The following is an 18,453-nucleotide window of genomic DNA, read 5'->3' on the forward strand; positions in this document are numbered from 1 at the left end:
CGGGGTAGCGACACGTCCTTTTGCGTCGCTACAGCTCCACGCTGCCCTGATACCCGGCTACTAACTTTAAGAGCTTCAACGATGTGCTGTGGGGCTGCGAATCCTCTGGGAAGGCGCGCAGCTTGCACGTGGTTTTTTCGCACTGCTCTTAGCTGAGGAAGCTGCCACAGCCGTACTCGTTAGCCGAGAAGCGAGAAGCAGGAAGAAGCAGGCGGAAATTTATTTCCGGACCAGGACCAGCGCCGGGCTACCTTTGTTGCTTGCTTGACACGAATTTGCTTACCCCTGACGATATGCAAGTAGGAGACAGAGTGCGCCTGCTCACCGGGCGCGAAGAAGGCATCATCACCCGCCTGCTCAGCGACGAGCTGGTAGAAGTAGCCATTGACAACGACTTCACCATTCCGGTGTTGCGCCGCGAGGTAGTGGTGGTAGCCGCCGAAGAAACCAAGGCGTTCGGCGAACGGGCCGGGGTTATGGAAGCTCAGAAAAAAGCTGCCAGCACTGGCGCTGCTCGCGCCGCCAAAGCGGCCGGCGTGCCCGAGGCCCCGGCAGCCGCCCCATCTGCCGCTCCCAAAACCGAAGGCCCCGCCCCGATACCAGCCGCCAAAAACGCCCCCACTACCGTGCAGAAAGGCCTGTATCTGGCCCTGACGCACCAGTCGCCGGAGCTGCTGGCCGTGCAGCTCGTCAACCACACCGACCGGGACGTGCTGTTTACCTTCGGCGAGGAGCGCCAGGGGCAGTATCGGGGCCTGATAGCCGAGAAGCTGGCGGCCAAGTCGGCCAGCCGCCCGCTGGGGCACTGGCACCTCAAGGACTTCGACCAGTGGCCCGCCGCCGTGGTGCAGCTGCTGCCCTTCCAGCTGAACGGCACCACGGCGTATGAGCTGCTCACCAAGCGCCTGCAATTCAAGGCCGCCAGCTTCTACACCAGCCGCCAGCCCAACGTGCCCGTGCTTCAGCGCGAGGCCTACCTGTTCCAGCTCGACGAAAAGCCCGCCGCCCCGGCTGCCGTAGCTCCCGAAAAGCTGGCCGAAACCCTGCAAGCCCAGCTTTCGGGCAACGCCCCCGCCAAGCCCGCCGCCCTAGCTCCGCCGCCCCAGCCGGCCAAAGCCATTGTGCCCCCGCCCCACGAAGTAGACCTGCACCTGGAAGCCCTGGTGCCAGAAGGCGCCGAAGGCCTGAGCAATACGGCCATCCTCAAGCTCCAGCTTGACGCCTTCGAGGATGCCTTGAGCCGGGCCCTGGCCACCAACATGCACGAAATCGTCTTCATCCACGGCTCCGGCAACGGCACCCTGCGCAAAGAGCTGCACAAGCTCCTGAGCCGCAACCGTGACATCAAGTTTTTCGAAGACTCGCGCAAAGAAAAGTTCGGCTACGGCGCTACCCTGGTGCGGCTGAAGTAGGGCCTCCAGTCGCCCCTTGCGGCTCAAGCTCTAGGTGCCTCACCCCCCACCCCCTCTCCGAAAAAGGAGAGGGGGCTCTAGTTTTAGTTTTAAGCGCAAGAGCTAGTTTTTCTGCTTGCCACCAGTCGTATGCATCAAGCGAGGGTGGCCTGGGGGTGATTAATGCTAGTAGAACGTCAGCTAGAAAACTAGAGCTAGAGGCCCTCCCCCTCGAAGAGGGGTTGGAGTGAGACAAACTAGAGCTAGTCCCCCCTCTCTTTTGGAGAGGGGGCTAGGGGGTGAGGTCCCCGGCCAGGGTCCGTACCTTGCGCCTCGTATGAAACTACTGTTACTTCTCGTTGCTTCCCTCCTACCCCTGGCCACGCTGGCTCAGCCGCTGCCGGTGTCGCGCACCATTCAGGCCACCTACCAGAAAGGCACCCGCTCCGAAACCGGGCAGCCTGGCCCCAACTACTGGCAAAACTCCGCCGACTACGACCTGAATATTAAGTTCGACCCGGCCACTCGCTTTCTATCGGGCACCGTCACTATCACCTACCACAACAACAGCCCCGACACGCTGCGGCAGCTGTGGTTTAAGCTCTACCCCAACCTCTACCAAAGGGGTGCCGCGCGGGCCAGCGGCATAAAGCCTGAGGATGTGGGGGAAGGCATGAAGCTGGAAAAAGTAACGGTGAATGGTCAGACTGTTACGTTCAGCAAGGCCCAACCCCAAGGCACTGATTTTACCGTTGGTGCCCCGGTGATAAAGCCCATTGCCCCGCGTCAAACGGCCCAGGTTTCCATCATCTACTCCTACATGCTCAACAAAGGCTCCCACACCCGCACTGGCGAGGTGGAGCCGGGGCACGCGGCTTTCGTGGCCTACTTCTTCCCGCGCATCACCGTCTACGACGACATCGACGGCTGGAACCGGCACCCTTACTTAGGCTCCCAGGAGTTCTACAACGACTTCGGCACGTTCCGGGCCGCCATTACCGTGCCCCGCAACTTCGTGGTGTGGGCCACCGGCGACTTGCTCAACGCCGACCAGGTGCTGAGCCGCCCCTACGCCCAGCGCCTCCGAGAAGCCGAGCAGAAGGATGCCGTGGCCACCATCATCGGCCCCGAGGACCTGAAGCGCGGCAATATCACGGCGCCCAATGCCCAGAACACCTGGCGCTTCGAGGCCCGCAACGTGCCGGATTTCGCGTTTGCCACCGCCGACAGGTACGTGTGGCAGGCCAGCAGCCTTGTGGTAGACCCCGCCACCAAGCGCCGCACCCGCGTGGATGCCGTCTACAACCCCGCGCACAAGGACTACGAGGAAGTGGTGCACTTCACGCGCCAAACCGTGGAGGCCATGAGCTACACCTTCCCCAAGTGGCCTTTTCCCTACCCCCACGAAACCGTGTTCGACGGCCTCGACCAGATGGAATACCCCATGATGGCCAACGACAACCCCACCGCCACGCGGCAGGACGCCATTACGCTTACCACCCACGAGGTCTTCCACACCATGTTTCCGTTCTACCTGGGCACCAACGAAACCAAGTACGGCTGGATGGACGAGGGCTGGGCCACCATGGGCGAATGGCTGATTTCCCGGCAAATTGACCCCAAGCTCGATGACGACTATGGCGTGCTGCCCTACGCCGCCGGCGCCGGCACTGAAGCCGACGTGCCCATCATGACCCTGAGCACCCAGCAAACCGGTACGGCCTTCTTCCTCAACTCCTACCCCAAGCCCGCCCTGGGCTACTACTACGTCCGCGACCTGCTGGGTGAGGAGCTGTTCACCAAAGCCTTGCACCACTACATCCGCACCTGGCAAGGCAAGCACCCCATGCCCCACGACTTCTTTAATTGCATGAACGCCGGGGCGGGCCGCAACCTCAACTGGTTCTGGCGTCGCTGGTTTTTCGAGGGCGGCTACCCCGACCTGGCCATCGGGCGCGTCACGCGCACCGCTACCGGTTACGAAGTAGTAGTAGAAGCCAAAGGCAGCAAGCCCGTACCCATCGACCTCACCGCCACCTTCACCGACGGCACCACTCAGCAGCTGCACCGCACCGTTGCCGTCTGGGAATCCGGCGCCACCTCCGTCATCATTCCTGTTCCCACCAACAAGGTTGTCAAGCAGTTCAAGCTAGGCAGCACCTACGTCCCCGACAGCCACCCGCGGGATAATGTGTGGGTGGGAAAATTGTAATATCGCACTATGCTACAATCATACAGCCTTCTCCTGACTATAGCCTTCGCGTTTTATCAACCTGGAGCCGTTTATCAGCCCAAATACGCCTCTTTCTCTAACCTAAGGTTTAAACACCAAGCTATACAGCGTTTCAGACCGGTGCATAATATAAAAAATGGTCCTGATAAATTTACAACTTGTATAAGACTTCCCGCCCATTTCATAAAAGACTATGTTAAGTCTGCATCAATGATTTTTTCTGGCAAATTGGTGTCTGTCTCCAACACAACCGAAATGGATTCTTCCTCCGGTAATGTCTCGGTTAACATCTATAAATTTATTCCTGACAGAGTTTGGCGAGGTATGCGAACTGACACAATCCAACTAAGAAGTCCTACGTACAGTGACCTCTCGGTGCTGGTTCCAGGAAAAAGGTATCTGTTTCTAATCCAAAGTACCTATATAAACCAATGCGACCCAATTGATGGAGATTTTACTGATGAGTTGAAAGAACTGGACAGACTTTTTAAAAAGAAGTCATACAGAAAAAATCAAACTGCAAAACGGTAACCTTATCTAACCTTGCGTGGTGAGATTCAGGCATGCCCTCTCGTAAGTAATTTTAAGCTCACATTGCTCTGAATTACTATCAGGCTGATAGCCTTTAGACGTAGCGAGAAAACCAGCTAATAGCTTCCTAACAGCACCTCTTAGCTAGGTAGAACATTGTTAGGAAGCCAGCCGCTGCTCTGGAGCAAGCGTGGCCAGCACGATTTTCTCGGCGGCAATGCCGGCTTCCGTGAGTTCTTCCGATAGGTCATGCTCCGTGTTATTTCGGTGAATCCACACGTAGCCGTCACGCAGTTCGACATCCTGAATGACAGCGTAAAAGTTTTGGCCGTTAAACCAGCCCGTACGCACCACCAAAAACCGGTTATGCGTCACGTCCTCCAGCAGCACTTCCCGAAGTTCCGGTACAGCGTAGGCGGCTGTTGGCGGCAACGTCAGGACGCTGCGGATGGCTTGTTGCCAGGTGGCTAAGGGTTCCATTGCGTAATGGTTTCGGTGAGGGGGTCAAACACCAGCAGCTTCATGTTACTGTCGCGGACGATGGTACGAATTACGTCATCGTGGAAGATTGTCTGGTAGGCATATTCCGAAATAGCCAGGTAGAGCGGGCGGGCGGGCTCGAAGCGGTTGAGCAGCTCCCGGTATAGCTGGTACTGGCCGTAGCTTTTCTGATACTCACTTACCACCGGCCGACCGGCCAAAAAGTTTTTTACCTCCACGGCTATAATGATGGCGCTGTGGCCCTGCTCTGCCCGCTGGGCTCCTAAATCCACCTCTACGCGCGTATCCGCAAATGGCAAAATCAAAGGCTCATGCGTGATAGTCCAGCCGTCTTTTACTAAAGCCCGCCGCACGCAGTCGTGGTAAAAGTCTTTTCTGGCCATCAGCCAAATATAGACACCGCTCATGCTCCACCGAAAATAATCAGTGTCATCAGCGTTAATCACAAAAATCAGCGCTTTACCTTTGCCCCCAGTGATGGGTCGCCCCACCGCGGCGGCGCTTCGGCGGCGACGAGGAAAGTCCGGGCAACGCAGAGCACCCTGCTTCCTAACGGGAAGGACGGCGGCTGGGAACGGCCGCCGGACAGCCAGTGCCACAGAAAACTACCGCCCGGATAGGGTTTTGGGGACTTAGGGTCTTAGGGGCTTGGCTTGTTGAACGACAACCAAGCTCCCAAGCCCCCAAGCCCCTAAGACCCTAACCAGGTAAGGGTGAAAAGGTGCGGTAAGAGCGCACCAGCGGCTGGGTGACCAGTCCGGCTGGGTAAACCTCAGGGGTTGAAAGACCAAATAAGCTGGCACGTGCGCTCTTCGGGGCGTGCACCGGGCGGCTCGTCCGGCGCCAGCGGGTAGGTTGATAGAGCCTTTCCGCGAGGACTGGCCTAGATAAATGGTGGGGCCACCTTCGCAAGAGGGCGGACAGAACCCGGCTTACAGACCCATCACCCGGCTACAGGAACGGCCGCCGCAGCTTCGGGTGCGGCGGCCGTTTTGGTGTAGTCGACGGCGGGCCTCGGGCCGGCTCAGCCACTGTGGTTTCTACCTATTTTCTTCCATCCCGCTGCTTACAACCAATTGTTTTGGAGCGGCCGGACGTCCAGGAGACTCTCTACAAACGGTTTTGGACAGCCGGACGTCCCAGGAGCTTTTCTACAACTGGTGTAAAGCAACCGGAAGTCCCAGCAGCCCAGCCACACTCGTTTTCGAGCTTCTTTTCTGTCCGGTTGCTTTACGCCAGTTGGTTTTGGACAGCCGGACGGTAAGCGGGGTTCGGGCTACATTTCGTTACTTTCGGCTTCCAACTCACTTGCCTATGCCCCGCATTCTTATTATCGACGACGAAAAAGCCATTCGGCACACGCTGAAGGAGATTCTCGAGTACGAAAACTATCAGGTCGACCAGGCCGAGGACGGCCCCACCGGCCTCGACATGCTCATCAAGGACAAGTACGACGTGGTGCTCTGCGACATCAAAATGCCGAAAATGGACGGCATTGAGGTGCTGGAGCGGGCCCGCATCATCGCCCCCGATGTGGCCTTTATTATGGTGTCGGCGCACGGCAACGTGGAAATGGCCGTGGACGCCACCAAGAAGGGCGCCTACGACTTCCTGCAAAAGCCGCCCGACCTGAACCGCCTGCTCGTGACCGTGCGCAACGCCCTGGACCGCACCAAGCTCGTCACCGAGACCAAGACGCTCAAGAAGAAGATTGCCAAAAGCTCCGAGATGGTGGGTAACTCGGCCGCTTTGGGCGCCGTGCGCAAGGCCATTGAGAAGGTAGCTCCCACCGACGCCCGCGTGCTCATCACCGGCCCCAACGGTGCCGGCAAGGAGATGGTAGCCCGCCAGCTGCACGAGTTGAGCACACGCAGCAGCGGCCCCATGATTGAGGTCAACTGCGCCGCCATTCCGTCGGAGCTGATTGAGAGTGAGCTGTTCGGGCACGAGAAAGGCTCGTTCACGTCGGCCGTGAAGCAGCGCATCGGCAAGTTTGAGCAGGCCGACGGCGGCACCTTGTTCCTGGACGAAATCGGCGACATGAGCCTCTCGGCCCAGGCCAAAGTGCTGCGCGCCCTCCAGGAAAACAAGATTACCCGCGTAGGCGGCGAGAAAGAAATTAGCGTGAACGTGCGCGTGCTGGCCGCCACCAACAAAAACCTGCTCCAGGAAATTGCCGACCGTAACTTCCGCGAAGACCTCTACCACCGCCTCTCCGTCATCCTCATCCAAGTGCCCGCCCTCAACGACCGGCGCGAGGACATTCCGGAGCTGGTGGAGAAGTTTCTCAAGGACATTGCCGCCGATTACGGCTCCAAGCCCAAAAAAATCGAGCCCGCTGCCCTTACCTACCTCCAGGGCCTGGACTGGCGCGGCAACATCCGCGAGCTGCGCAACGTGGTGGAGCGCTTGGTCATCCTCAGCGACGACACCATCTCGGAAGCGGATGCTAGGGCGTTTGCGGGGAAATAAGGACCTCATCCCCACTCCTTTCCAAAAGAGAGGGGCTCTAGTTGCCTCACCCCCAACCCCCTCTCCGAAAAAGGAGAGGGGGCTCTAGTTTTAGAGCTAGTTGCTAAAAAGCAAGAACTAGAGCCCCCTCTCCTTTTTCGGAGAGGGATGGGGGTGAGGTCACACCATCTGATTACACCCGCGCACGTCCGAGTTATCCAGCCGGCCCAAGACTTCAAACGTGCCATCCGGGTGCATACGGGCCAGGTCTTTGGTTTCGAGGAAAGCGCAGGAATCTACGTTGGCCAGGTCGATGACGTTGATGGCGCCGCTGGGGCGGGTGCTGGACACGGAGAACGGGTCGGAAGGGTCGCGCAGGAGCACGCGCAGCTGAGGCGGGGCGTGGAAGCGGCCGTCGCCGAAGCTGTAGGCCTGGCTCAGCAGCTCGGTCATGCCGTACTCGGAGTGGATGCCGGCGGGGCCGAAGGCCTGTTGCAGCTCGGCGTGCAGCTCCTCCCGAATCATCTCGCGGCGGCGGCCTTTCATGCCGCCGGTTTCCAGCACCGTGAGACCTTGCAGTTCGGGGCGGCCGGCGTGGGCGGCGGCAAAGTCCAGCAGGGCGTAGCTCACCCCCAGCAGCAGCACCCGGCGCGCAGGGCCCTGCCGGGCCTCGGCCAGGGCACGGAGCAGGGCGGCGTGGTCGTGCAGGAAAAACGCCTCCTGCCGCTGCCCCGACTCGCGGGCGAAGTGCTCCACCATGGCTACTAGCGACGAATTGCCCTGCTCCAGGTACGATGGTAGCAGGGCCAGCACCGTCCATTGCCGCAGCGGCCCGTAGTAATGCTCGAAGATGCGGGCCGCGTGCTGGCGGTAGAGCTGTGGGTCGCGGATGAAGTGGTGGCTGCGCTGCTGGCGGGTGGTGCCGCTGCTCAAGAACGTTTCCTGCGGCTCCCATTCCGCGGGGTTGGTGCGCACGTCATGGGTTTTGAACAGCTCGATGGGCAGAAAGGGAATGTCTTCCACCCGCGCCACGCCGCGCAGGTCGCGGCCCAGGGCCGTGAGGTAGTCGCGGTAGGGCGGGCAGTGGGCGGCCTGGTAGCGGAACAGCGCCAAAGCCGCCGCCTCGGCGGTGGCTGCTGTAAGGCGGGGCAGCTGCGCTAGAAAGTCGGCGCGGAAACTCATTCGGAAGCGGATAGGTTAGCGAGAAAGAAACAATGGGGAGGCCACTTCGTTGAGAAGCTGTATCTTCCCCGCCAAGCCGAAACCTGGGTCGAGGGTCGCCCTCCTGCTTTTTATGCTACTTGTCATGATGCAACTTCGTACGCTACGCTTGCCGGTGCTGGGGGCCTTGCTGGCCCTGGGCGCCACCTCCTGCCTCAACGCCCCCGACTACTCCGACACGCCCGAGATTAGCATGAACCGAGTGGAGTACACCGTCGAGTTTGACCAAGACCGGCAAGTGGATTTTGACAGTTTTAACATCATCGTTGACTTCAAGGACGGTGACGGCGACCTGGGCCTGACCAGCGACGAAACCAACCCACCCTACAGCCGATTTCAGGCCGATGGCGTGACGCCAAACCGCTTCTACAACAACTACTTTGTGCAGATTTTCCGCCGCAATGGCCGCGGCGAGTGGGAGCCCTTCATTGCTGACCCCGCCAACCCCAGCAACAACTACGACGGCCGCTACCCCTTGCTCAACCCCGATGGACGAAAGCAGCCCCTGCGCGGTGATTTATCTTACAAGGCCATTCGGTTTGCCCGCGGCTTCCTACCATCGGGCTCCACCTACCGCTTCGAAATCACCATTGCCGACCGCAACCTCAACGAAAGCAACACAGTTACGTCGGAGCCTGTGACCATTAAGTAGATCTTAAAACTGCCAGAACTGTCATTCCGAGCAGAGCGAGGAATCTGAGTTACTCACAAGAGAGTAATTCAGATTCCTCGCTCTACTCGGAATGACAGTTTTAGCCGTTAGTAAATAGCCGGAAAGCGCTTGGGGTCGGCTTCCTGCATCAGCTCGTACACGGCGTCGAACACGTCTTCGGGATTGGGCTTGGAGAAGTAGTCTCCGTCGGAGCCGTAGGGCGGGCGGTGGGCCTGGGCTGAGAGGCAGCGCGGCTGGGAGTCGAGGAAGCGGTAGGCACCCTGCTCGTCGAGCACCTGCTGGAGCATGTAGGCCGTGGCCCCGCCGGGCACGTCCTCGTCGGCGAACAGCACGCGGCTGGTACGCCGGATGGAGTCGGTGATGACGTGGTGGATGTCGAAGGGGAGCAACGTTTGCACGTCAATCACCTCAGCCGAAATGCCGACTTCGGCCAGCTGCTTGGCAGCATCCAGCACGATGCGGCACATGGAGCCGTACGTGACGATGGTTACGTCCTGGCCGGGGCGCAGAGTTTCGGGCACGCCCAGGGACACCGTAAACTCGCCCACGTTCCGCGGAATCCGCTCTTTGAGGCGGTAACCATTCAGGCACTCAATTACAATGGCCGGGTCGTCAGAGCGCAGCAGAGTGTTGTAGAAACCGGCAGCTTGGGTCATGTCGCGCGGCACGCACAGGTGCATGCCCCGGATGGCGCCCAGAATCATTTGAATCGGGGAGCCGGAGTGCCAGATGCCCTCCAGGCGGTGCCCGCGGGTGCGCACGATGAGCGGGGCCTTCTGCCCGCCCTTGGTGCGGTATTGCAGGCAGGCCACGTCATCAGAAAGAATCTGGATGGCGTAGAGCAGGTAGTCGAGGTACTGGATTTCGGTGATGGGCCGCAAGCCGCGCATGGCCGCCCCAATGCCCTGCCCCACGATGGTGCATTCCCGGATGCCGGTGTCGGTGACGCGCAGCTCGCCAAACTTCTCCTGCAAGCCCGCAAACGCCTGGTTTACGTCGCCGATGCGGCCCACGTCCTCGCCGATGGCGAAAATGCGCGGGTCGCGCTGAAAGTTGGCGTCGAAGCAGGCTTGCAGTACCTCGCGGGCGTCCACCTGGGGCGCGTTGGGGGCGAATTCAGCTTTTACTTCTTCGATGTTCAGGGCCGCTTCTTCGCTCTGGCTAAACAGAAAAGAGTTGTAGCGGTCGGCGTTGTCGGCCAGGGCTTGTTCGAGCCAGTGTTGCAGGTCGCGGCGGGCTGCGCTGCGCTGAGTGCGCACCTGGCGCAGAGCGCGGCGCACGGTGCGCACCAGGTCGGCGCGAATGGGCGCGGGGTTGTGCTCCAGGGGCTCTACCAGCTCGTGCAGCTTGTTTTCGGTGCCGGTTTCGGCCACCAGCCGGTTGAGCAGCTGCACTACTTCGTCGCGCTCCTGCTTGATGGGGTTGGAGAAGGCGTTCCAGGCGGCGGCGCGGGCCACTTTTACGGTTTCCTTGGCCTCGGCTTCGATGTGGTTTAGCTCGTCTTCGGTGGCGTGGCCTTCCTGGAGCAGCCATTGGCGCATTTTCAGCAGGCAGTCGTGGGCTTCTTCCCAGCTCAGGCGGTCCTTACTCTTGTACCGCTCGTGGGAGCCGGAGGTGCTGTGGCCTTGCGGCTGGGTTACTTCCTGCACGTGAATGAGCACGGGCACGTGCTGGGTGCGGCACACCTCGGCCGCGCGCTGGTAGGTGTCAATCAGGGCCGGGTAGTCCCAGCCTTTCACCCGGAAAATCTCGAAGCCCTGCTCCCCTTCGCCCTCACGCTGGAAGCCCTTCAGTATCTCGCTGATATTCTGCTTGGTGGTCTGGTACTCGGCGGGCACCGAAATGCCGTAGTGGTCGTCCCACACGCTCACCAGCATCGGAATCTGGAGCACGCCGGCCGCGTTCAGGGCCTCGAAAAACATGCCCTCGGAGGTGCTGGCGTTGCCGATGGTGCCAAACGCCACCTCGTTGCCGTTGACGCTGAACTGCGAAAACTGGTGCAGCTCGGGGTTGTGGCGGTAGAGCTTGGAGGCGTAGGCTAGGCCCACGAGGCGGGGCATCTGCCCGCCGGTGGGCGAAATGTCGGCCGAAGAATTTTTGCTTTCCGTCAGGTTCTTAAAGCGGCCATCTTCGTCGAGCAAGCGGGTGGCGAAGTGGCCGTTCATGGCCCGGCCGGCGGTGGCGGGCTCGGCCTCTGCGTCGGGGTGGGCGTAGAGCTGGGCGAAATACTGCTGCAAAGTCAGCTCGCCGATGGCCAGCATGAAGGTCTGGTCGCGGTAGTAGCCGGCGCGGAAGTCGCCGGGGCGGAAAGCGCGGGCCATGGCCAGCTGGGGCAGCTCTTTGCCGTCGCCGAAGATGCCGAACTTGGCCTTGCCCATGAATACTTCTTTGCGGCCTGCCAACGAGGCCTGCCGGCTTTCCCAGCCCAGGCGGTAATCGTGCAGCAGGTCTTGTTTGCTGAGGGTGGCGGCAGACGCCAGTACGTCGGCAGTGTCGGCGGTGGGCATAGCGAGGCAGCGGGTGGGGTTGAAGCCGGGAAACTACGGGTGGGGGCTGCCTCCCGGAAAAGCAGGCCCCCAAAAGTACGGATTTCGGGCCGATGCGGACAGGGGCGGTTTTGTGGTTATCTTTGGGAGTGGTTTCCTAGTGTAGTGCCAAGGACCTTACCACGCTTGAACGACTGTTGTTGAGCTGACTTTAGCCCGCAGAGGACGCAGAAGCTTGCGCGGAAGACGCTGAGCTGTTCTGCTGTAGGTATGGTTTCGCTGCACGCAGAATGACAAAGAGAAAACTACGTCCCCAAGACCCTAAGCCCTTAACACCCTACCAACTATGAAACATCTACTTTCCTTCCTGCTGGCCCTGCTGGTGGCGGGCGCCGCCCACGCTCAAGGCGTGCTGACCTTCGAGAAAGAGCTGCACGAGTTCGGCAGCGTGCCCGAGGGCACCATGGCTACGTACGAGTTCAAGTTCAAGAACACCGGCAACCAGCCCGTCGTCATTGCCAACGTGCAGGCCAGCTGCGGCTGCACCACCCCCGACTGGACCAAGACGCCGGTACTGCCGGGCAAAATCGGCATCGTGAAGGCCGTGTACAGCAGTGCCGGCCGGCCGGGCATCTTCAACAAAACCATTACCGTGACCAGCAACGCCGCCACGCCCAGCACGGTGCTCACCATCAAAGGCAACGTGCTGACCAAGGAGGAGATGAAGAGCAAGCTCACGCCCCAGCAGCTGGCCCAGTCGCCCCGCCTGACGCTGGACCGCACCACCCACGACTTCGGTAAGCTGGAAATGGGGCAGTCGGCCACGGCACGGTTTACGGTGAAGAATACCGGCAAGCAGCCCCTGGTGCTGGGCACTATTACCTCGTCGTGCTACTGCGTGGGCTACAAGCAGGCTCCGGCACCTATTCAGCCGGGCCAGAGCGCCGTGCTGGAGCTGGTGTACGCCGACCGGAAGCTGGGCCAGCTCCAGGAGCCCGTTACCATCAGCAGCAACGACCTCACCGGCGACGCCAAGCTCACCCTGAAGGCAAACATTGTGAAGGACCTGAATGCCGCCAGCATGGTGAAAGAAAGCGGCGCCTCGGTGCCGTTTAAGTAAACCACCGTCATTGCGAGGACGCAGGACGAAGCAATCCGTCCTTCTCCAAGCTCTAAACTCTGACCTACTCAAAAGCCCCTGGCGTCTGCATGACGTCAGGGGCTTTGTGTTTGTCATCTGACTGCCCTTTCCCTAAAAAAAGAGAAACTAAGGGCAAGAAGGATAAGGCTTTTGAGCAGGTCAGAGTTTTTTCCCCTGAGAAGGACGGATTGCTTCGTCCTGCGTCCTCGCAATGACGGAAGCGTAGCTTATCTTTGTCTCACTTTTTCACACCACCCATCTTCACCACCCGCATTCAGCCATGATTATCGGCGTTCCGAAAGAGATTAAAAACAACGAAAACCGCGTGGGCCTGACGCCCGCTGGCGTTGCTGAGTTCCGCAAGCACGGCCACCAGGTGTACGTGCAGGCTTCGGCCGGCACGGGTAGCGGCTTCGAGGACGCCGAGTATCAGCAGGCAGGCGCTACCATCCTGCCCACCATTGCCGACGTGTACGGCCAGGCCGAGATGATTGTGAAGGTGAAGGAGCCGATTGCCGAGGAATACCCGCTCATCAAGGAAAACCAGCTGCTGTTCACCTACTTCCACTTTGCCAGCAGCGAGGAGCTGACCCACGCCATGATTGAGCGCAAGGCCGTGTGCCTGGCCTACGAGACGGTGGAACTGCCTTCCCGCGCCCTGCCCCTGCTTATTCCGATGAGCGAGGTGGCCGGTCGTATGGCTCCGCAGGAAGGTGCCAAGTACCTGGAAAAGCCCCTGAAAGGCCGCGGCATTCTGCTGGGTGGCGTGCCCGGCGTGAAGCCCGCCGAAGTGCTGGTGCTGGGCGGTGGCATTGTAGGTACGCAGGCGGCGAAAATTGCCGCTGGCCTGGGCGCCCGCGTCACCATCATGGACATCAGCCTGACCCGCCTGCGGGAGCTGGATGACATCATGCCCAAGAACGTAGTGACCCAGTACTCAAACGAGTACAACATCCGCGAGGCCATCAAAACCGCCGACCTCATCGTGGGCGCCGTGCTGATTCCGGGCGCCAAGGCTCCCCACCTTATCACCCGCGAGATGCTGAAGACCATGAAGCCCGGCACCGTGCTCGTGGACGTGGCCGTGGACCAGGGTGGCTGCATCGAAACCTGCAAACCTACCACCCACGAAAACCCCACCTTCATCATCGACGACATCGTGCACTACTGCGTGGCCAACATGCCCGGTGCCGTACCCTACACCTCCACCCTGGCCCTGACCAACGCCACGCTGCCCTACGCCGTGAAGCTGGCCAACCTGGGCTGGCAGGAAGCCTGCCGCCGCGACGAGGCCCTGCGCCTCGGCCTGAACGTGGTAGGTGGCAAAGTAGTTTACAAAGGTGTAGCTGACGCCTGGAACCTGCGCCTGGAGGCCGTAGAATCGGTGATGGAAGAGGCGGCTGTTGTTTAATTAGTAATTGAGAATTAGTAAGTAAGAATTGGGCGTTCTGGCGGCGTGATGCTGCCGGAACGCTCAATTTTCTTTACTATCCACATTCTGACTGTCCTGATTAAGCGAAACGAATCAGCAGGTGTCAATTACTCATTATTAATTCCTACTTATTCATTCTCACATGAAAGGCATCATCTATACCGGCGGGGAGCTGACGGACTTGGTGAGCTTTGCGCGGCTTCCCTCCTACTTGCAGGCGTTTTTGCGGGAGCAGAATGGGGTGGTAGCCTACTTCGGCGGGCTGCACCTGCGGGGCTGCGTGCAGGAGCCGGGCTGGCACTCGTTGGCCCAGGCTTGGCAGGGCGCAGCCGCTTTCTGGCGCACCTACGATGCCGTGCTGGAAACCGACGTACCGTTTGCCCAGGACTGCGTGGGCAACCAGTTTCTGCTGCGCGGCGACGCGGTGCTGTTCCTGGACACTGAAACCGGTGAGCTGGCCGACCTGGAAGTGGACTTCAAGCACTTCCTGTTCGGGGCCGAGAAGTTCCCGCTGGATGCCCTGGGTATGGAGCCGCTGCGGGCATTTCAGCAGCGGGGCGGCGGGCTGGCGCCGGGGCAGCTGCTGCACCTCTATCCGCCCGTGTGCGTGGCCGTAGCCGGGCAGCAGCCGCAGGCGCAGCCTCAGTTGGTGGCGGAGCGCCTGGCCTGGCTGGCCGCTTTCTACCGCCAAATCAAAGACCTACCCAGCGGCCAGCGCATCAAGCTGGGGTAAAAAAGCTGCAAGCCGTAAGCTACAGGCTGCAAGCTGACGTTGAGACATCAGCTTGCGGCTTACAGCTAGTAGTCTATAGCTTTACTAAATGATTTCTCCGCTTCTGCGCTTGTTGCTGCACCGGTTTCTGCTGGTGCTGGGCGTGTATGTGCTGCTGCGGCTGGGCTTCTACCTGGCCAACTATGGCGTGTTTCGGGAGGCTACGGCCGGGCAGGTAGTGCTGGCGTTCTGGTACGGCTTGCGCTTCGATATTGCGGCCCTGCTGCTGCTGAACGTGCCGTTTCTGCTGCTGTCGTGGGTGCCGAAGTTCGGGCGCGGGTGGCAGGGGCTGGTGCGGGGCGTGTACCTGACGCTGAACGCCACGGGCATTGCTCTGAACCTGATTGACACCCAGTATTTCAAGTTTATCGGGCGGCGCACCAGCAACGAGCTGTTCACCATCACCGGCGACATTCAGCGGCAGGCCGGGCAGCTGGTGTGGCACTACTGGTTTCTGCTGGTGCCGTTCGGGGTGCTGTTTGGGCTGGTGTGGTACTTCTACCCCATGCCCACGGCCGCCGATGCGGCGTATTACCAGAACCCGGCCGGGCGGGGCCGGCGGGCGGCCTGGGCCGGCGCTGAGTTTGCCCTGCTGGCTGCCCTGGCGGCCTTAGGCATTCGGGGTGGCTTGCAGCTCAAGCCCCTGCGCACGGGCCACGCCTTCATGCAGACGCCGCCCGTGCTAGGGCACGTGACGCTGAACAGCACCTATACTTTCCTCAGAAGCCTGGGCTACGAGCCCCCGGAGCGCCGCGCCTATTTCGCTTCGCCCCAGACTCTGCGCCGGGCCCTGGCCGCCCGCCCGCCCCGGCCCCGCCCCGGCTCCGCCCGCCGCCCCGACAACGTGGTGATTCTGCTGGTAGAAAGCTTCTCATCGGAGTACAATGGCATCGAAAACGGGGGCGGAACGAGCTACACGCCGTTTTTCGACTCGCTGGCCACGCGGGGGCTGCTGTTTCGGCACCACTACGCCAACGGGCGCCGCTCCATTGAGGCCCTGCCGGCCGTGCTGGCGGGGCTGCCGGCTTTGCTGGAAAACTCCTTTATCACCTCCAACTTCCAAACCAACGAGCTGCATGGCCTGGGTGAGCTGCTGGGCCGAGCGGGCTACGCCACCTCCGTGTTTCACGGGGCCCAGAACGGCACCATGGGCTTCAACACGTTTGCCGGCAAAGTGGGCATTCAGCAGTACTACGGGTTGCAGGAGTACCCCGGCGGCGCCCAAAGCCCCGACTACGACGGCAACTGGGGCGTTTTCGATGAGCCGTACTTGCAGTACTTTGCCCGGCAGCTGGGCCAGCAGCGGCAGCCGTTTTTCTCCACGGTGTTTACCCTCACCTCGCACGAGCCGTTTCCGGTGCCGCCGCAGTACCAGGGGCGGTTTGCGCCGGGCCAGCTGCCCATTCACGCCTCCATCGGCTACACCGATTTTGCCCTGCGCCAGTTTTTCAAGACTGCCTCTCAGCAACCTTGGTACCGCAACACCTTGTTTATCCTGCTGGCCGACCACACCTCCCAAACCCTGCGGCCCGAGTACCAGAACACGCTGGGCGCCTACAAAACCCCGCTCCTGCTCTTCCACCCCGGCCACCCGCTGCCTGCGGCCAACGTGGAGCGCATCACCCAGCACGCCGACGTGCCCGCCACCGTGCTCGACTACCTGAACGTGCCCGCCCAGGGCCAGCTGCTGCCCTTCGGCTACTCGGCTTTCGACGGCGGCACCACCGGCCGGGCCCTGTTTCTGAGCGGCGGCAGCTACTTCCTCGTTCACCGCGACTACGTGACCGAACTCACCGCCGACAATCGGGTGCGCCTCTACCCTTACCAGCGCCACCAGCTGCCCGCCACTCCCCTCCAGAACCCCGACCCGCAAAAGCTCCGCCAGTACGGCGACGAGCTGAAAGCCTGCGTGCAGTTTTACATCAACGGGTTGGCGGATAACTCGCTGTACCGGTGAAAAAGCCTCAAGCTGTAAGCTACAAGCTGCAAGCTGATGTTCTGATAATGAGAATTAGAGCTTGCAGCTTGTAGCTTACAGCTTTAGGCTCCTGGAAACCACCGCCAGCAATTCCAGCGCCTCGGCGTAGGTGGGGATGAACGTGAGGGCCTGGGTGGTGCGCTCCAGGGAGTGCACGCGCCAGCAGCAGTGCTGCACGCCGTTGGTGGCCAGCAGCAGCGGGGCGCCTACCGTCTGGTTGTAGGTGGCAATCTGCATGGCTACGGCGGGCGTGAGAGGCACGGAGGCTGCCTTGCACTCCACCAGCAGCAGGGGGCGGCCGTCGGGGTCGAGGGCGTGCAGGTCGGTGCGCTTGCGGCGCTGGTTGTAGACGTGGCTGCGCTCCAGGCTGAGCAAGCCTTTGGGGAAGCCCAGGTGGTCGATGAGGTAATGCACCACGTGCTGGCGCACCCATTCTTCGGGCGTGCACACCACCTGCTTGCGGCGCAGCACGTCCCAGATGAATATAGTTTCGCCCGATTGCGTAAGTTTGTGGGCGAAAGGCGGCAGGTTCAAGGCTTGCATCACCTCCAAAGGTACGGCCCCCGGACTTCGTTTCCGCTTTTCACTTCCGTACCGTCGAACCCGAACCACACCGGGGCCGGCGGTTTTTTTGTATAGGAACTTAGGGTCTTGGGGGTTTAGGGACTTAGAGTTGTTCTGGCGATTCATAGTCGATTTTTAGAACGACGCTGGTGCAAAGAGACATCAGAACGCAAACTAAGACCCTAAGACCCCAAGCCCCTAAGTTCCTAACCAAGTCCCCAAGTCCCTAAAAAATGAAAACCAAATCTGACATTGTCGAAAACTGGCTGCCGCGCTACACGGGCGTGCCGCTGAAAGAGTTTGGCCAGTACATTCTGCTGACCAACTTCATCAACTACGTGCACATGTTTGCCGAGCAGTTTGATGTGGAGGTGCACGGCTACGACAAGCCCATGCAAACGGCCACGGCCAACGGCATCACCATCATCAACTTCGGCATGGGCTCCCCCATGGCGGCCACGGTTATGGACCTGCTGGCGGCCATCAAGCCCAAAGCGGCCCTGTTTCTGGGCAAGTGCGGGGGCCTTAAAAACAAAACCAAGCTCGGCGACCTGATCCTGCCCATTGCCGCCATCCGCGGCGAGGGTACTTCCGACGACTACCTGCCGGCCGAAATTCCGGCCCTGCCCTCGTTCCGGTTGCAGCGCGCGGTAAGCAGCATGATCAAGAAGCACGAGAAAGACTACTGGACCGGCACGGTGTACACCACCAACCGCCGCGTGTGGGAGCACGACGAAAACTTCAAGGAGTACCTGCGCCAGATCCGGGCCATGGCCGTGGACATGGAGACGGCCACCATTTTCGTGGTCGGCTTCGTCAACGAAATTCCCCACGGCGCCCTGCTGCTGGTTTCCGACAACCCCATGACGCCCGAGGGCGTGAAAACCTCGGAGAGCGACAAGAAAGTGACTACCGAGTTTGTACGGTCCCATCTGCAAATCGGCATCGACTCGCTGCTGGAGCTGAAAAACTCCGGCGAGTCGGTAAAGCACATGCGGTTCGAGTAAATCACAGATTGTGCAGATTAGTCTGATTGCACAGATTTCTGCGTAGCGGCATAGCGCACCCGCTTCCCGTTT

14 protein-coding genes and 1 other RNA gene are annotated in these 18,453 nt (G+C 60.5%); 10 read left to right on the forward strand and 5 right to left on the reverse strand.

From position 1 onward, the window contains the following. Positions 1-293 precede the first annotated feature (293 nt). Both OIS53_RS07140 and OIS53_RS07145 read left to right on the forward strand, forming a co-directional pair. Positions 294-1,412: a Smr/MutS family protein gene (locus OIS53_RS07140; protein WP_264681710.1), complete on the forward strand. Its 1,119-nt coding sequence runs from the start codon at positions 294-296 to the stop codon at positions 1,410-1,412. Positions 1,413-1,728: 316 nt separating this feature from the next. Beyond that, the gene (locus tag OIS53_RS07145; RefSeq protein WP_264681711.1) at positions 1,729-3,603 is read left to right on the forward strand and encodes a M1 family metallopeptidase; all 1,875 of its coding nucleotides are present in this window, start codon (positions 1,729-1,731) and stop codon (positions 3,601-3,603) included. A gap of 711 nt (positions 3,604-4,314) precedes the next feature. Here the strand turns inward: OIS53_RS07145 and OIS53_RS07150 are convergent. Further along, entirely contained in the window at positions 4,315-4,635 is a 321-nt protein-coding gene (locus OIS53_RS07150; protein WP_264681712.1) for an element excision factor XisI family protein, read from the reverse strand. Beyond that, positions 4,623-5,039 (reverse strand): XisH family protein, encoded by a 417-nt coding sequence (locus OIS53_RS07155; protein WP_264681713.1) that lies wholly within the window; start codon positions 5,037-5,039, stop codon positions 4,623-4,625. Before OIS53_RS07155 ends, OIS53_RS07150 begins: the two co-directional genes overlap by 13 nt. A gap of 91 nt (positions 5,040-5,130) precedes the next feature. On the opposite strand from OIS53_RS07155, the gene rnpB reads away from it, so the two are divergent. Then, positions 5,131-5,607: RNase P RNA component class A (gene rnpB, locus OIS53_RS07160), an RNA gene on the forward strand. Between the two features lie 363 nt (positions 5,608-5,970). Continuing rightward, a complete protein-coding gene (locus tag OIS53_RS07165; RefSeq protein WP_264681714.1) occupies positions 5,971-7,128 on the forward strand; it encodes a sigma-54-dependent transcriptional regulator in 1,158 nt (385 codons plus the stop codon). A 159-nt stretch (positions 7,129-7,287) separates the two neighbouring features. Here the strand turns inward: OIS53_RS07165 and OIS53_RS07170 are convergent, their stop codons facing one another. Next, positions 7,288-8,289, reverse strand: coding sequence for a long-chain-fatty-acid--protein ligase (locus OIS53_RS07170; RefSeq protein WP_264681715.1), 1,002 nt, complete (start codon positions 8,287-8,289; stop codon positions 7,288-7,290). 124 nt (positions 8,290-8,413) lie between these two features. Between OIS53_RS07170 and OIS53_RS07175 the strand changes: the two genes are divergently transcribed. Beyond that, positions 8,414-8,980, forward strand: coding sequence for a hypothetical protein (locus tag OIS53_RS07175; RefSeq protein ID WP_264681716.1), 567 nt, complete (start codon positions 8,414-8,416; stop codon positions 8,978-8,980). Between the two features lie 107 nt (positions 8,981-9,087). Here the strand turns inward: OIS53_RS07175 and OIS53_RS07180 are convergent, their stop codons facing one another. After that, positions 9,088-11,508 carry an alpha-ketoacid dehydrogenase subunit alpha/beta gene (locus OIS53_RS07180; RefSeq protein ID WP_264681717.1) on the reverse strand — a complete coding sequence of 807 codons (2,421 nt, stop codon included), beginning with the start codon at positions 11,506-11,508 and terminating at the stop codon, positions 9,088-9,090. 325 nt (positions 11,509-11,833) lie between these two features. Here OIS53_RS07180 and OIS53_RS07185 point away from each other — a divergent pair, with 325 nt between their 5' ends. The 4 genes from OIS53_RS07185 (at position 11,834) to OIS53_RS07200 (ending at position 16,789) form a co-directional block, all read left to right on the forward strand. Then, complete coding sequence (locus OIS53_RS07185) at positions 11,834-12,607, forward strand: DUF1573 domain-containing protein (protein ID WP_264681718.1); 774 nt, start codon at positions 11,834-11,836, stop codon at positions 12,605-12,607. A 301-nt stretch (positions 12,608-12,908) separates the two neighbouring features. After that, positions 12,909-14,039: an alanine dehydrogenase gene (gene ald / locus OIS53_RS07190; RefSeq protein WP_264681719.1), complete on the forward strand. Its 1,131-nt coding sequence runs from the start codon at positions 12,909-12,911 to the stop codon at positions 14,037-14,039. Positions 14,040-14,202: 163 nt separating this feature from the next. Continuing rightward, positions 14,203-14,793: an SMI1/KNR4 family protein gene (locus OIS53_RS07195; protein ID WP_264681720.1), complete on the forward strand. Its 591-nt coding sequence runs from the start codon at positions 14,203-14,205 to the stop codon at positions 14,791-14,793. An 88-nt stretch (positions 14,794-14,881) separates the two neighbouring features. Next, a complete protein-coding gene (locus OIS53_RS07200; RefSeq protein ID WP_264681721.1) occupies positions 14,882-16,789 on the forward strand; it encodes an LTA synthase family protein in 1,908 nt (635 codons plus the stop codon). Positions 16,790-16,864: 75 nt separating this feature from the next. Here the strand turns inward: OIS53_RS07200 and OIS53_RS07205 are convergent, their stop codons facing one another. Next, the gene (locus OIS53_RS07205; RefSeq protein WP_264681722.1) at positions 16,865-17,353 is read right to left on the reverse strand and encodes a type I restriction enzyme HsdR N-terminal domain-containing protein; all 489 of its coding nucleotides are present in this window, start codon (positions 17,351-17,353) and stop codon (positions 16,865-16,867) included. Positions 17,354-17,607: 254 nt separating this feature from the next. Here OIS53_RS07205 and OIS53_RS07210 point away from each other — a divergent pair, with 254 nt between their 5' ends. Continuing rightward, positions 17,608-18,381: an AMP nucleosidase gene (locus OIS53_RS07210; protein WP_264681723.1), complete on the forward strand. Its 774-nt coding sequence runs from the start codon at positions 17,608-17,610 to the stop codon at positions 18,379-18,381. Positions 18,382-18,453: the final 72 nt, after the last annotated feature.

It is taken from the genome of Hymenobacter sp. YIM 151500-1 (genome assembly GCF_025979885.1).
Classification (GTDB): Bacteria; Bacteroidota; Bacteroidia; order Cytophagales; family Hymenobacteraceae; genus Hymenobacter.